Origin of the sequence: Hymenobacter lucidus (genome assembly GCF_020447265.1) — a bacterium.
In the GTDB taxonomy this organism is placed as follows: domain Bacteria; phylum Bacteroidota; class Bacteroidia; order Cytophagales; family Hymenobacteraceae; genus Hymenobacter; species Hymenobacter lucidus.
This window is the reverse complement of the sequence record NZ_JAJADR010000001.1, coordinates 845,033-858,620: the sequence shown is the minus strand read 5'-3', so window position 1 is coordinate 858,620 and position 13,588 is coordinate 845,033. Positions and strand designations below refer to the sequence as shown.

Genomic DNA, 13,588 nt, shown 5'->3' with positions numbered 1-13,588 from the left:
TATTTCAGATTTGGCCTATCTTTAAGCCCTTTTCCGCCCATCTGCCCTCTCACTATGCTACAGGTAAGCACCGGATCCGACCAGACCTGGGACATCGATTATCGCCCCAACGGCTCGACGCTCGTCAACGGTGAACCCTTCAATTGGGACCTCGTAGCGCTGGGCAACGGCCGCTACCACCTTCTGTATGAAAGCCGTTCGTACTCGGCCGAACTAATCAGCGCCGACTACGCCGCCAAGACCTTCGTGCTGAAACTGAACGGTCAGCTGATTGAGCTGCAGGCCAAAGATCGGTTTGATTTGCTGCTTGATAAGTTGGGCATGAGCAACGCGGCGGCCAACAAAGTAAACGAACTGAAAGCCCCAATGCCCGGCCTTATCGTAGCAATTCGGGTGGAAGCTGGCCAGCAGGTGCAGAAAGGTGACCCGCTGTTGGTGCTAGAGGCCATGAAAATGGAGAACATCCTGAAAGCTCCTGGTGACGGTACCATTGGCACTATCAAGGTGGGCCTGCGCGATAACGTCACGAAAGGCCAAGTGCTCATTCAGTTCAACTAAGTATTTAACTCGTTCGTTGTTTGGCAGTATATACTGCGCTGAGGCGCTGCAGAATCTAGCAGCGGCTTTACACGACTGACACTTTCACGCTTAACCCCCCACCCTTTGAAGAAGTACAACCGAATTCTGCTGAAACTGAGCGGTGAGGCCCTGATGGGCCAGCAGCAATATGGCATTGATGCGGTCCGTCTGATGCAATACGCCGAGGAAATCAAAACCGCTGCTGCTACCGGCACGCAGGTGGCCGTGGTAATTGGCGGCGGCAATATCTTCCGCGGGGTGCAAGCCGAAGCCTTCGGCCTCGACCGGGTGCAGGGCGACTATATGGGCATGCTGGCCACGGTCATCAACTCGATGGCCCTGCAGAGCGCCCTAGAGAAACTCAACGTGAATACTCGGCTGCTGTCGGGCGTCACCATTCAGCGGGTGTGTGAGCCGTATATCCGCCGCCGGGCCCTGCGCCACCTAGAGAAGGGCCGCGTGGTCATTTTCGGGGCCGGCATTGGCTCCCCATATTTCACTACCGACTCGGCAGCTTCGCTGCGGGCTATTGAAATCGAAGCCGACGTAGTGCTGAAGGGTACCCGCGTAGACGGCATCTACACCGCTGACCCGGAGAAGGACCCAACGGCCGTGCGCTACCCGGAAATTACCTTCGACGAGGTGATGGAGAAAAACCTCAACGTGATGGACATGACGGCCTTCACGCTGTGCAAAGAAAACAACCTGCCTATCATCGTATTCGACATGAATAAGGCCGGCAACCTGCAGCGCCTTATTGAGGGCGAAACAGTGGGTACTCGCGTGTCGATGAACGGCCCCGACAAGCCGCACAAGCTCGACTCCAAGCACAGCGCCCTTCAACCAGCCATTGAGCCTACCGAGCAGGCCTAGAAAATCCTAAATGATGCGTTCTAAAGACCGAATACGCTCTTCAGACGCATCATTTTCGTTAGTTAACCTTCACCATTCAACACTTAACCTTTCCAAAGTGGACGAAGAAATTCAGTTTTACCTCAGCGAAGCCGAAGAGTCGATGGCCAAGTCGCTGCAACATACCAGCGTTGAAATGAGCCGGATCCGGGCGGGCAAGGCCTCCCCTGCCATGCTCGACAGCCTGCGCGTCGACTATTACGGTACGCCCACGCCCGTGAGCCAAGTAGCCAACGTGACGACGCCTGATGCCCGTACGCTCTTCATCAAGCCCTGGGAGAAAAACATAATTGCCGAAGTCGTAAAAGCCATCCGCAACAGCGACCTGGGCCTCAACCCCCAGTCGGATGCAGAGGGCGTACGCCTGAACATTCCGCCTATGACCGAGGAGCGTCGCCGTGACCTAGTGAAGCAGGCCAAAACCGAGTCGGAAGCCGGCAAAGTACGGATCCGCGGCATCCGTAAGGATGTGAATGAATCGTTGCGCAAGCTGCTGAAGGATGGTGCCGCCGAAGATTCCATCAAGGATGCCGAAGCCAAAGTGCAAAAAGCCACGGATTCGTACATCAGCAAAGTAGATGATTTGCTCAGCAAGAAGGAAGTAGAAATCATGACCATCTGAGGTTAGATTGAATATGTTTCAAACATGAAAAGGCCTCGCCAGTTAACTGACGAGGCCTTTTCGTGTTGTATAAGTAGCGGAATATTAACGCCAGAAACCCTTTTCCATAATGTAGCCCTCTACGGCTTCGGGCACCAAGTACCGAATCGACTTGCCGGCCCGGATACAGTCGCGGATGAAGGTAGCGGAGATGTCCAGCAACGGAGCCTCTACCACTTTCACACCGGGATGGGCGTTTACATCGGTAGCATCTACGCCGGGCCGTGGATAAACGTACACCGCATTTTCGGCCAGAATTCGGTCGGACTGCTTCCAGCGGGGCAGGCCCGGCAGGTTGTCTTCACCCATCAACAGCACGAAGCGGTGGTCGGGGTAGCGGCGGCGCAGCTCATCGAGCGTATCAATGGTATAGCTGGGCTTGGGCATAGCAAACTCAACATCCAGAGCCCGAAGCCGGTCGTTGTTTTGAATGGCCAGGCTTACGAGCTCAAAACGCTCCCGCTCCCCCAGCATTTCGTGCCCCACCTTAAACGGACTCTGCGGAGACACTACCAGCCACACCGCATCCAGATCGGTATGCGTGGCCATAAAGTGCGCCAGAATGACGTGGCCGGTATGAATGGGGTTGAACGAGCCAAAGAGCAACCCTATTTTGGGCTGCTTCACAGAATAGCCGGCTCGGCGGTAATGAAGTCACGCACCAGCTTGGCAGCCGTTTCGGTGGCATGGTCCAAATCATCATTGATGACTGTCACATCGAACCTGTCTTCGAATGTCAGCTCGAAGTTGGCTTTGTAGAGTCGAGCCGAAATACTAGAGGCTGAATCGGTAGCGCGGGTGCGCAAACGTTGCTCTAGTACTTCCAGGGAGGGCGGCTTCACAAAAACGGCCAAGGCACGGTCTTTGTAAAACTCCTTAATGCTTAGCCCGCCTTTGACGTCAACATCTAGTACAGCATGCTTACCGCTTTCCCAGATGCGCTCAATCTCAGACTTGAGAGTTCCATAGAAAGCACCTTCGTATACCTCTTCCCATTCCACGAACTCGTCGTGCCGGATTTTCTCCTGGAATTCCTGAACGGAAATGAAGTAATAGTCTTTGCCATTGGCTTCGGTGCGGCCGCGCTTATCGCGCGTGCAGGCCGAAATGGAAAAGCTCAGCTCCGGAATCTGATCCATGAGCCGGTGGACGATAGTAGTCTTGCCGGCACCGGAAGGAGCCGAAAATGCTATGATTTTACCCTGCATGGGGTAAAATTAGGCCATTTCCGCTTGAAGGCGCGCTAAAATTGTTTGGGGAAGTGCAGAGGGCGCACCTTTACGGCCTACATGCTGAGCAAGGAAGTCGATGAAAATCTGCTGTTTACCGATGCTATCGAAGCATGGTGAGCAATCTTCGGCGTGGTTCACAAAGTATTCTTCGTCTTCCACGCTAGGCTCCTGGCCTACGATAATCTGGTCGAGAATTGTATTCACGCGTTCACAGTCGGCCCCTTCCATCTGGGAAGAAGCGTGCTGGTTGGTTGATGTAGTAGCAGTGTTTTCCATAACCGAGCCCGGTGTAAAGTTTATTCGTTTTCGTCCCCAACATCAGAGCCATCGATATCGTTACCGTAGCCCATTGATTTTGCGTATTTTTCTAGTTTCTCCTTCAAGAAGTTACGCGCCCGGTGCAGACGGGAGCGAACCGTACCAATAGGGATATCCAGCACTTTGGCCATCTCCTCGTAGGTAAATCCTTCCAGATCACAAAGGATGATAACGGTGCGAAAATCAACCGGCAGCGAGTTCAGAGCACTGGCCACTTCGTCGCCGATCAGGTCGCGCACGGCCTGCTGCCGCATATCCGACGACGTGCTACCCGCGTCGCCATCCGACTCCACGTCTTCCGTGTTGTAGTAGCCTTCAATCTCGCTATAGTCAACTTTAGCGGGTTGTTTGCTCTTCTTACGAAAGTCGTTGATGAACGAATTTTTCAGGATGCGAAACAGCCAAGCTTTGGCGTTGGTTCCCTGCTCGAAGTACTCGAAGAAGCGATAAGCCTTCAAATACGTCTCCTGAACGAGGTCGTTGGCATCGTCCTCGTCGAGGGTAAGGCGGAAGGCAAAATTGTACAGAGAATCGAGTACAGGCATTAATTCCGCCTGAAAACGGCGGTCTTTTTCCTCTTTACTCAACTTTGGAACCCGTTCGGGAGAATCGCTCATGGGCGCTAAAAAATTGCGGCTGGTCTAGTTAAAAAATAGTAGCCGTGTAAACAAATGTACAGATTATACTAATCCGCTCAAGCAGGGTTTTGTTGGGTCAGTTGAGCCTGCCTTTCAGTAGCTACTACGAGGAAGCTGTAGAGAAAAACGAAAAGGTTGAAGCCAATCTGCACTTCCAGCAGTGAATCGACCAGCATGGAGGCGCCTAGAATCAGTAGAAACTGCACTACGTACGGGTTTCGGCGCTGCGCGGGTTGCAAAAAGGGCGTGAGCAATACCAACAGCCACAAAAACAGACCCACTAAGCCACTGGCCACCAGGTAATGCAGGTATTGGTTGTGGATCATGGCGCGGTTTTCGGGCCGCAGGCCGTAGTCGTGCCATTCATACTCCTGCATCATGGCATCATAGGCATCGGCCGGACCTACGCCCAGCCAGGGGTTGCGGCCCGCAACATTCTGCGCCGTTTGCCAGGCCGCTAAGCGCTGCGACAGAGAAGAGGTGTTGATATCCCGGCCGTTGGTGAACTGGTAAATATCATACAGCGAGCCTCCCACCCGGCGCTGAATGGACGGCAGGCTGCGCCAAGCAGTGTAGGGCACTACTACCAGGCAAGCCAGCAGCAGCAGCCCGACGAGGAATTGCCGTTTCAGCACTATCATCAGCACCGCATCGGCCAGCAGCGTCGCATACAAGGCCAGCAGACCTGTACGGTAAGCCAACACGTGCAGCACTACCAAGGCTAGCAGCGAAGCCGCCCGCAATGCCCAGCGTATGGCCGGGCTGGCCGTTTTATCACGCTGAAGCAGGAACCCGAAGTAGGTGGCTAGCACCAGCATAATGCTGAAATGGATATGGAAGATGCGGGTAACCGAGGGAATGTTTTGCCCTTCCTGAATCAGAATGTTGGCTTCGGCCGGATGCAGCAGGTAGCGGCCTAGGGTAGCTCCACCAATAAGGGCCGCGCCGATGGTAAAGAAGCAACCCACGGCGTAGCGCTGTACCCGACTGAGCGGAACGGCCAGCGCAAAAGCCAAGGGTACGCCGATAAGAGGCAATTGGCGGAAGACCTCGTGCCGCCATTCCGGCCAGGCAGATGTGTAGAGCCCACTAAGCAGCAGTAGCAAATAGAGCAGGGCCAGACGAATAGCGGCCCCATTGCGCAGCCACCGCGGCAGTTCCTGCCTAATGTTAGGATTGAGGAAAGCGGCCACCACCCCGGCTACAGGGCTTAAAGAAACCAGCGCCCGGGCCGCAAACAGGCCAACCACACCCGCTAGACAGGCAATGAGCAGCAGATACTGTGAAAGCCGACCATCGAGGTAAGCCCGGCGCAACGTACTCCCCAGCGAGGATGACATCATAGAACTAAGAAAGGGCACAATAACGTCAGGATCGGGCAGAGGACAGCAGTTGCCAGGCCAGAACCCGGCTGGCTACCTCTACGGGCAGTATAGCCTTAATGCAGGTACAGGCGGCGGGCTGGGTGCGGCATTCGGAGCAGTCGGGCCGGTCGAAAACGAGGTATTCGGCGTGAGGGCCCAGCGGCGCCCAGCGGCCGGGGTGCGTGGGGCGCATCGGCGGATAGAGGCCCAGCGCGTGCCGGCCCAGGGCCGCCGCCAGATGCAGCGGGCCCGTGCTGGCCGCCACCAGCCCATCGGCAGCCTGAATAAAGGCAAGCAACTGACTCAGGGAAAGTCGTCCGGTGAGGTCGGCGGCCAGAAAAGCACGGTGCTTCTGCAGCCACGCCGCCAGCTCTTCACCCTCGGCAGCCGTACCTGTAACGAAAACGCGGTGCCCGGCTTGATGCAGCAGCCGGGCCAGTTGGCCAAAATAGTCGAGGCCCCATTCGCGCGCACTGCCGCGGGACCGGGGATGCAGGACAACGTTGAGCTGCCCGGCGACGCGGTCGGCCAGCAGGGCCGAAATATCCGGGGGCAAAGCTTCTGAAGCGCGCAGTTGCACCAGCGGAATGATATCAGTCAGCGAAAATTCGGCTTTGGCGCCCAGGGGCAGCAGCAGCTTCAGGTTCAGCTGGGCTTCGTGGAGCAAGGAATGGCGGCGGCTGAGCGACACGAGCCGGTTGCAGGTGAGCCAGTGCACCCAGCGGCTACGGGTACCGATGCGGATAGGAATACCCGCCTTTTGGGCCACCCGCGCCAGCAGGCGGTTCGGAAAAACGTGAATGATGCCCTCGGCTTTGTAGTGCCGCAACGCTGCTACCTGCTCGGCTTCGGAAAGCTTGCTTAGCTCGTCGTAGTTCAGAAAATCATCGACCCAGGGGCAGGCTTCGGCCACGGCCTGGGTATAGGTGCGGCCAATAAGCACCACGCGGCAGCCGGGCACCAGTTGGCGCAACTCCGCACACACGGGCAGCGTGAGAACAACGTCGCCAATGGCATCGGTACGGCTGACCAGAAAAGTTCTCATAGCGGATGAGCAGGTGCCGGCGGCGTGGTGCGCAGCTTGGCAAATTTCAGAAATACGCCCCAGGCCGAAATGGTAGCAATGCACAGGCCGGCAAACCCATCGAGGAAGCCCAACCGGAAAAAGTAGCCGTGCACAAACTTCCAGACAGGCTTGAGCAGCAGGTGAAATAAGGTGACCTCACGCTTGCCGCGCAGCGCCAGCTCGGCGGCGGCAATACTGGTAAAGCGGTTGAGCTGGCTCACGTGCTGCTCCACGGAATGGTAGGAATAGTGCAGCAGGTCGCCGGCCAGGGTGCCGGTGGGCTGGCCGGGCGTTACCTCGAACCGCTCGTGCAGCAGCAGTCCTTCCCAGCGGCCCAGCCGCCGGTCGTAGAGGCGCAGCTTCCGGTCAGGGTACCAGCCGCCGTGCCGCACCCAGGTGCCGCAGTAGTTGGTGAGGCGAGCCAAGCTGTAGCCTGCGTGCTGCCAGTTGCCCTTTGCAGTCCGGATAGCGTCGCGCAGGGCATCAGTCAGCACCTCGTCGGCATCGAGCTGCAGCACGTAGTCGTGGCGGGCCTGGGCGGTGGCGTAGTTTTTCTGCTCCACGTAGCCTTCGAAAGCATGCTGCACGACCTGCGCGCTGTACTGTTGGCAGATTTCCACGGTTCGGTCGGTAGAAAAGGAATCAACGACCAGCACCTCATCGGCAACATCACCCAGCGCGGCCAGGCAGCGCCCGATGTTGGCCTCTTCGTTGAAGGTGATGATGACGACGGAAAGCAGGACTGCGGGCATAGGTGACGGCAAAAATACGGGTTCAAACCTCTCCTGGCTAACCTTGAGCACTAAAAGCACTTACCAAGTAATTTCCGCTTGCTCCTTTGTAGTATTGTACCCAAACTTATTTCTAATATGCTCTATATCCTGTGGTCTTTGCTCAACCTGGTAGCTTATCTGGGGTTGTTTTACTTGCTCTTTCACGCTGTAAAGCTGCTAAAACAGCGCTTCAACGTAGCGGTAGCCGTCTTTTTCTTTCTTGGCATAGCGGCCCTCAGCGGCCGTTCGAAGCCGCAGCCCAAGACCTTGTCGGCCCCGAATCTTCTTGCCGGCATTCCAGCTAACACGCCCTTAGGCAACGGAAGCGCCACGGAAAAAACCAGCCTCGGCACCAGCAGCCTGTTTATTTTGGCCGAATACTACAAACAGGATTCCGTGATTCAGCCTCGTGGCTTGTTTGCCACAGTATCGGGGTTCACGCTAGGGCACCGCTGGGAGCCTTCAGCCGGCACCGTCGTGCAGCACCGCAACCAGCTACAATACCGGCTGCTGATGCATCATGAGTGGCAATTGCTCGGTAGCACCCTCTACACTAGCCCGTCGGTTACGCTAACGGGCATGATGTAGCAGCGCAGCAAGTGAGCATCCTACCAAAGAAAGACCCCAACCGACAGCAGCCGGTTGGGGTCTTTCTTTAATTCAGCGGGGTAAGCGCAGTGCCTAGTAGCGGTACAGATCCGACTTGAACGGTCCTTCTACTTCCACACCGATGTAAGAAGCCTGCTTGGGCTTCAGCTCGTCCAGCTCCACACCAATTTTGGCGAGGTGCAGACGGGCTACTTTCTCATCGAGGTACTTGGGCAAGGTGTACACCTTGTTTTCGTAATTGGCTGAGTTCTGCCACAGCTCCAGCTGAGCCAGCGTCTGGTTGGTAAACGAGTTCGACATTACGAACGATGGGTGGCCGGTGGCGCAGCCCAGGTTCACGAGGCGACCTTCGGCCAGAATGATTACCTCCTTACCATCGATGTTGTAGAGGTCTACCTGCGGCTTCACCGTGTCTTTGGTATGGCCGTAGTTCTTGTTGAGCCACGCCATATCGATTTCATCATCGAAGTGACCGATGTTGCAGACGATGGCTTTATCCTTGAGGGCGCGGAAAGCACTTTCGGTGATGATGTCGCAGTTGCCGGTGGCCGTTACCACGATGTCGGCTTCCTTGATGGCGTTTTCCATCTTCTTCACCGCGTAGCCGTCCATGGCTGCCTGCAGGGCGCAGATTGGGTCAATTTCGGTAACGATAACGCGGGCGCCAGCACCACGCAGCGAGGCGGCAGTACCTTTTCCTACGTCGCCGTAGCCAGCTACCACAGCAATCTTACCAGCCATCATCACATCGGTAGCCCGACGGATAGCGTCCACGGCCGACTCTTTGCAGCCGTACTTGTTGTCGAACTTCGACTTTGTTACTGAGTCGTTGATGTTGAAGGCGGGCATTGGCAACGAGCCGTTTTTCACGCGGTCCAGCAGGCGCAGTACGCCGGTCGTGGTTTCCTCCGAAATGCCCCGGATGCCGGCGGCCAGCTCGGGGAAGCGGTCCAGCACCATGTTGGTCAGGTCGCCACCATCGTCCAGAATCATGTTCAGCGGCTGCCGGTCTTCACCGAAGTAGAGCGTCTGCTCGATGCACCAGTTAAACTCCTCTTCGTTCATGCCTTTCCAGGCATACACCGGAATACCAGCGGCAGCAATGGCAGCCGCGGCGTGGTCCTGAGTGGAGAAGATATTGCAGGACGACCAGGTAACATCAGCCCCCAGCGCGATGAGCGTCTCGATGAGCACTGCCGTCTGGATGGTCATGTGCAGGCAGCCGGCGATGCGCGCGCCTTTCAGCGGCTGCGAGGCCCCAAACTCTTCGCGCAGCGACATCAAACCCGGCATTTCGGCCTCAGCCAACCGAATTTCCTTGCGGCCCCATTCGGCCAGCGACATGTCCTTTACTTTGTACGGAACGTACGTTTTCGTCGTAGTTTCAACCATGATGCAGTAGCTATTTGCGGTTCAACAACAAAGATACGCTTTTTGTTGGGCGGCCTGTAGACAACAAAAAGCCCGCACCAAAATGGTGCGGGCTTTCTCAAAACAGGCGTGGCATGAAGTAAGGTGCCTGTTAGTTATTCTCGATGTAGTCGACGGCCAGGGCTACGGCCGAGTTGGCCGTGTTGGTAGCGTCACCCCGGATAACCACGGTGTAGGCTTTGCCGCTAGCAAAGGTTTTGTTGCCCAGCGTCTTGATAACCGCTTTGCTGGTCGTTTCCTGCAGAATCAGGTCGGTAGCTACGGCATCAACTTCTACAAAAGCCGAAGCTTTACCGAAAGCTACGTTGGTAGCAATGGGCACAGCACCTACGCCAGTACGGCCCAAATCAACGGTTGGAGCATTCAGGGCCAAATGCACAACGCGCACTTTGGCTTTACCCGAAGCGATGGTGCCGTAGTCGTCAGTGGTGACGAGCGAGGCTACGGCACTGTTGCTGGTGTTGTAGGCAAAGATGGAGTAACGCACATTCTTAGCCACATTCTGGGTGGCATTCAGCAGCACGGCACTCGTGGTAGAGTTGTTGATCTTGATGTTACGGTCACCGGTGTTTACGTTCTGGTAACCACTGGTTTTGCCATATTCCATGTCGCTCAGCTTTTTGTCATCGACCAGGAAGTCGACGCGGCTGGCGTAAGGGGCGGCGTGTACCGCCAGAATGCTGCCCTGATCTGGCGCCGGCGCCGGTGAATCATCGTCGTTGCCGCAGCTAGAGAATGCCAGAGCAGCGGGCAGAGCTGCCAACAAAAATGAGCGCTGCAGGATGTTTACGAGGGTTTTCATAAGCGAGGAAAAAAAGTAGGATGCAGATTCAACTGCCGACAGAACGTAAGACATAGCGTTTTTGTTGAGTAGGCATTGCAAAGATTTTCTAGACGAATAGGATTTTTTCCTCGACTAACGTCTTAGCAACCTATTGCACAGTGCACTACATTTGTATTCACGCCTATTCTACCTCTGCAGCTCTCCATGTCCGTTCTTCGTCGTTCTGCTTTCCTGTTTTGCCTGTCATTGCCTTCTGTGGCAGCATACGCCCAAAAAGCGCCTGCCAGTGAAGCTCCCTTTATCAGCCTCAGCCCCGAGGATAAAGCGCGCGGTCTGAATGGCACGCAGCATAACTTTTTCTTTACTACCTCGACCGAGGCACCTCAGGACAAGGATTATACGAGTGCCGGCTTTTTTGGCCAGCGCCTGCGCCCCTACTTGGCCGGCAACCCCGAAGCGGTGGAAAATCTGAACCGCTACCGCCTGCAGAAGTGGCTGTACCTGGGCGAGCGGCTTACGTTTGTAGGAGCCGTAGCTTTTTATGGGCAGCAAGTACTGGCCGGCGACGGTGAGCAGCAGTACTTCCGCAACACCCAGAAAGTGGCCATTGGCGTAGCCGCCTTCAGCCTGCTTTCCAACATGATGATTACCCGCCACACCAACGAGCACATGCAGCGGGCCGTGGATGCCCATAATGCCGGTCTTGGCTCGGCCCACAGCGGCCTGTGGCAGCGCCTGGCTCCGACCGGCGTGGGCCTGGCCGCGGCCCCAAGTGGCCAGCCGCTGCTAGCTTTGCGCTGGAACGTGCGCTAAGCCGTTCGCAGCGTTTTCCCGTAAAGCCTTTTCATGAACTATCCGCTTCCTGCAGCGGCCCGGCAATACGTTGCCGACCATCTGCATGATGACCCCGCCCAACTGGCACTCCAGGCCCGTCGGTATCCCGGCTTGCCGGTGCCCGAACTGGTGCGGCAGATCCAGGCCCGGCAAAAGGCGCGTACCAAGCTGCCGGCCTGGGCCGATAATCCCGACCTTATTTTTCCACCGGCCTTATCGGTGGAGCAAGCTTCCTCGGCCCGCACAGCAGCTTTCAAGGCCAGCTTGGTGCAGGGCCAGCGCCTGGTCGACCTCACCGGTGGCTTCGGAGTAGACGCTACGCATTTCGCAGCCCAGATTCCGGAAGTGCACTACGTGGAGCGCGACCCGGCCTTGGTAGCGGTGGTGGAGTATAACCTGGCGCAGCTGGGCGTTACCAACATCAGCTGCCACGCCGGCGACGCACTCAGCTTTCTGAAAAGCACACCTGACACCTTCGACTGGATTTATCTGGACCCGGCCCGGCGCAATCCGGCCGACAAGAAAATCTACCGGCTACAGGACTGTGAGCCCGATGTGCTGCGCATTTTGCCGCTGCTGCTACACAAGGGCCGACAGGTACTGCTCAAAACTTCGCCCATGCTGGATATCGAGCAGGCGTTGCTGGAACTCAAGCAGGTACGCCGCCTATGGGTAGTAGCCGTCGATAATGAGTGCAAAGAAGTGCTGTACGAGCTGGGGCCCGAGCCGGCCGTTGACCCGGAGCGCTACACCGTGAACCTGCTTCGTACGGGCCAGCAGCAAGAGTTTCGGCTGAACAAGGCCCGTGAAACCCGCGCTGTGGCTCGCTACGCCGAAGCGCAGGGGTATTTGTATGAGCCTAATGTGGCCGTGCTCAAAGCTGGCGGCTTCAAGAGCGTCGGCACGGCCTTCGAGCTGTTGAAGCTGCACCAACACAGCCACCTCTACACTTCCGACACGCTCCGAGCCGACTTCCCGGGCCGCATCTTCCGCATTGTAGCTACCGAGCGTTATGACCGGGATGCCCTGCGCGCCCACCTCGGCCCCGAGCTGCGCGCCCACGTCACGACCCGCAACTTTCCCGACTCCGTAGCGGACTTCCGCCACCGCACCGGTATCCGGGAAGGTGGCCACCTCTACATGTTTGCTACCACCGATTTGCAGGGCAAGCTGGTAGTGCTGGTGTGCGAGAAGATAAGTTAAGGTGCTCAGGTGCTAATGTGGTTTCAATGTGCTAAACCAAATGTGAGTAATGTGTCATTGCGAGGCACGAAGCAATCCGTCCTCTAAAATGTGCTGAGCGACCTTCAGTGAAAAGCCCTCAATCTTAGCAACGATTGAGGGCTTTCTGGTAGAAGAGAGTGCCGGGCTGCGCAGAGGACGGATTGCTTCGTGCCTCGCAATGACAGAACTTCACAAACTCACTAAATCACCACTTCACCGTGCTGGGCTAGTCCAAGGGCTGCCTTTGAGGCGGAAGCGCCAGGGCAGCGCGGCGTCGAGGCCGGCGTAGTCGATGCCGACGCGGGGGCTGGCTATTACTAACTCGTCGGCGACGGGCTCGTGGTGGTCTTCGAGCCAGATCAGCTCGTCGGTGAGGCTGGTGCCGTAGTGCTTAGTGGTGATGCCCAGGGCCTGGGTGAGCAGGCCGGGGCCGCCAGTCAAGTTGCGCGCTGACTTTGTAAGGCCGCGGCGCAGCAGCATTTCCGGAATGCCTTCGACCGGCTCCAGACCCCGAATCAGGACGGCATCGGCCTTGCCGGCTTCGTTGGTGATGATGTTGAAGAGCACGTAGCGGCCGTAAATGAGGTAGGTGTAGGCCACGCCGCCGGCTTCGTACATAACTTTGGTACGAGCGGTATAGCGGCCCAGGTGCGAGTGACAGGCCTGGTCGCCAATGTGGGCGTAGGCCTCGGTTTCGACAATCCGGCCACCGGTCAGCACGCCGTCAATACGCGTAAAAAGGTATTTACCGAGTAGGTCGCGGGCAATCTGCACCACGTCGGGGCGCTGATAAAAAGCGAGGGGAATTTTGGGCATAATGAGTTTAGAAAGGCGCGGGTTGTTGGGCAAACGGGTTTTGGGGCCGAACGTTTGGGCGGCGCATTCCAAAAACGCCCTATCTTTGCTCCGTTATAGGTGGCCAGACCCCGATTGTGGGGCGCGGCTGAAAAGGGAATCCGGTTCAATTCCGGAGCTGTCCCCGCAACTGTACGCTTCTAGTATTGGTAGGCCCACTTGTTGCCACTGTTTCGTGGAAGGCTTTTCTAGCTCAGAAAAGCCGGAGAAATGGGAAGGCGGCCTACCCGAAGCAAGCCAGGAGACCTGCCTATGCGTTCTTAGTGTTCAGCGCTTTCGGGTGAAAGGCGGAGAATGATAACAGCGGC

Annotated in this window: 16 protein-coding genes and 1 riboswitch; of the genes, 6 read left to right on the top strand and 10 right to left on the bottom strand. The window is 56.8% G+C overall.

Translation table 11 applies throughout. The features are described 5' to 3' along the window. Positions 1-54 precede the first annotated feature (54 nt). The 3 genes from LGH74_RS03590 to frr all read left to right on the top strand — a co-directional run bounded on the left by LGH74_RS03590 (position 55) and on the right by frr (position 2,113). A complete protein-coding gene (locus LGH74_RS03590; protein ID WP_226172062.1) occupies positions 55-558 on the top strand; it encodes a biotin/lipoyl-containing protein in 504 nt (167 codons plus the stop codon). A gap of 153 nt (positions 559-711) precedes the next feature. Beyond that, entirely contained in the window at positions 712-1,452 is a 741-nt protein-coding gene (gene pyrH, locus LGH74_RS03585; RefSeq protein WP_431357441.1) for a UMP kinase, read from the top strand. A 97-nt stretch (positions 1,453-1,549) separates the two neighbouring features. Next, positions 1,550-2,113 (top strand): ribosome recycling factor, encoded by a 564-nt coding sequence (frr, locus tag LGH74_RS03580; protein WP_226172055.1) that lies wholly within the window; start codon positions 1,550-1,552, stop codon positions 2,111-2,113. 84 nt (positions 2,114-2,197) lie between these two features. Here the strand turns inward: frr and nadD are convergent, their stop codons facing one another. The 7 genes from nadD to LGH74_RS03545 all read right to left on the bottom strand — a co-directional run bounded on the left by nadD (position 2,198) and on the right by LGH74_RS03545 (position 7,522). After that, on the bottom strand, positions 2,198-2,779 hold the full coding sequence (gene nadD, locus LGH74_RS03575) for a nicotinate (nicotinamide) nucleotide adenylyltransferase (RefSeq protein ID WP_226172052.1): 582 nt from the start codon (positions 2,777-2,779) through the stop codon (positions 2,198-2,200). Beyond that, complete coding sequence (gene gmk / locus LGH74_RS03570) at positions 2,776-3,360, bottom strand: guanylate kinase (protein WP_226172048.1); 585 nt, start codon at positions 3,358-3,360, stop codon at positions 2,776-2,778. Before gmk ends, nadD begins: the two co-directional genes overlap by 4 nt. Before the next feature lie 9 nt (positions 3,361-3,369). Beyond that, positions 3,370-3,660 carry a hypothetical protein gene (locus LGH74_RS03565; RefSeq protein WP_226172045.1) on the bottom strand — a complete coding sequence of 97 codons (291 nt, stop codon included), beginning with the start codon at positions 3,658-3,660 and terminating at the stop codon, positions 3,370-3,372. 20 nt (positions 3,661-3,680) lie between these two features. Next, positions 3,681-4,319, bottom strand: a complete 639-nt coding sequence (locus tag LGH74_RS03560) for a sigma-70 family RNA polymerase sigma factor (RefSeq protein WP_135464428.1) — start codon at positions 4,317-4,319, stop codon at positions 3,681-3,683. A 77-nt stretch (positions 4,320-4,396) separates the two neighbouring features. Further along, positions 4,397-5,683: an O-antigen ligase family protein gene (locus tag LGH74_RS03555; RefSeq protein WP_226172042.1), complete on the bottom strand. Its 1,287-nt coding sequence runs from the start codon at positions 5,681-5,683 to the stop codon at positions 4,397-4,399. Between the two features lie 25 nt (positions 5,684-5,708). Then, a complete protein-coding gene (locus LGH74_RS03550) occupies positions 5,709-6,749 on the bottom strand; it encodes a glycosyltransferase family 9 protein (RefSeq protein ID WP_226172039.1) in 1,041 nt (346 codons plus the stop codon). Continuing rightward, complete coding sequence (locus LGH74_RS03545; RefSeq protein WP_226172037.1) at positions 6,746-7,522, bottom strand: glycosyltransferase family 2 protein; 777 nt, start codon at positions 7,520-7,522, stop codon at positions 6,746-6,748. Before LGH74_RS03545 ends, LGH74_RS03550 begins: the two co-directional genes overlap by 4 nt. Positions 7,523-7,639: 117 nt before the next feature. Between LGH74_RS03545 and LGH74_RS03540 the strand changes: the two genes are divergently transcribed. Next, entirely contained in the window at positions 7,640-8,131 is a 492-nt protein-coding gene (locus LGH74_RS03540) for a hypothetical protein (protein ID WP_226172035.1), read from the top strand. A gap of 93 nt (positions 8,132-8,224) precedes the next feature. On the opposite strand, the gene ahcY is transcribed toward LGH74_RS03540, so the two are convergent. Then, complete coding sequence (gene ahcY / locus LGH74_RS03535; protein WP_226172032.1) at positions 8,225-9,544, bottom strand: adenosylhomocysteinase; 1,320 nt, start codon at positions 9,542-9,544, stop codon at positions 8,225-8,227. 130 nt (positions 9,545-9,674) lie between these two features. Next, complete coding sequence (locus LGH74_RS03530; protein ID WP_226172030.1) at positions 9,675-10,385, bottom strand: DUF4397 domain-containing protein; 711 nt, start codon at positions 10,383-10,385, stop codon at positions 9,675-9,677. Positions 10,386-10,571: 186 nt separating this feature from the next. Between LGH74_RS03530 and LGH74_RS03525 the strand changes: the two genes are divergently transcribed. Together LGH74_RS03525 and LGH74_RS03520 are read left to right on the top strand one after the other, a co-directional pair. Then, on the top strand, positions 10,572-11,180 hold the full coding sequence (locus LGH74_RS03525) for a hypothetical protein (RefSeq protein ID WP_226172027.1): 609 nt from the start codon (positions 10,572-10,574) through the stop codon (positions 11,178-11,180). 33 nt (positions 11,181-11,213) lie between these two features. Further along, complete coding sequence (locus tag LGH74_RS03520) at positions 11,214-12,404, top strand: class I SAM-dependent methyltransferase (protein ID WP_226172024.1); 1,191 nt, start codon at positions 11,214-11,216, stop codon at positions 12,402-12,404. A 234-nt stretch (positions 12,405-12,638) separates the two neighbouring features. Here the strand turns inward: LGH74_RS03520 and LGH74_RS03515 are convergent, their stop codons facing one another. Further along, complete coding sequence (locus tag LGH74_RS03515) at positions 12,639-13,241, bottom strand: DNA-3-methyladenine glycosylase (protein WP_226172021.1); 603 nt, start codon at positions 13,239-13,241, stop codon at positions 12,639-12,641. Between the two features lie 80 nt (positions 13,242-13,321). Further along, positions 13,322-13,548: riboswitch (cobalamin riboswitch) on the top strand. Positions 13,549-13,588: the final 40 nt, after the last annotated feature.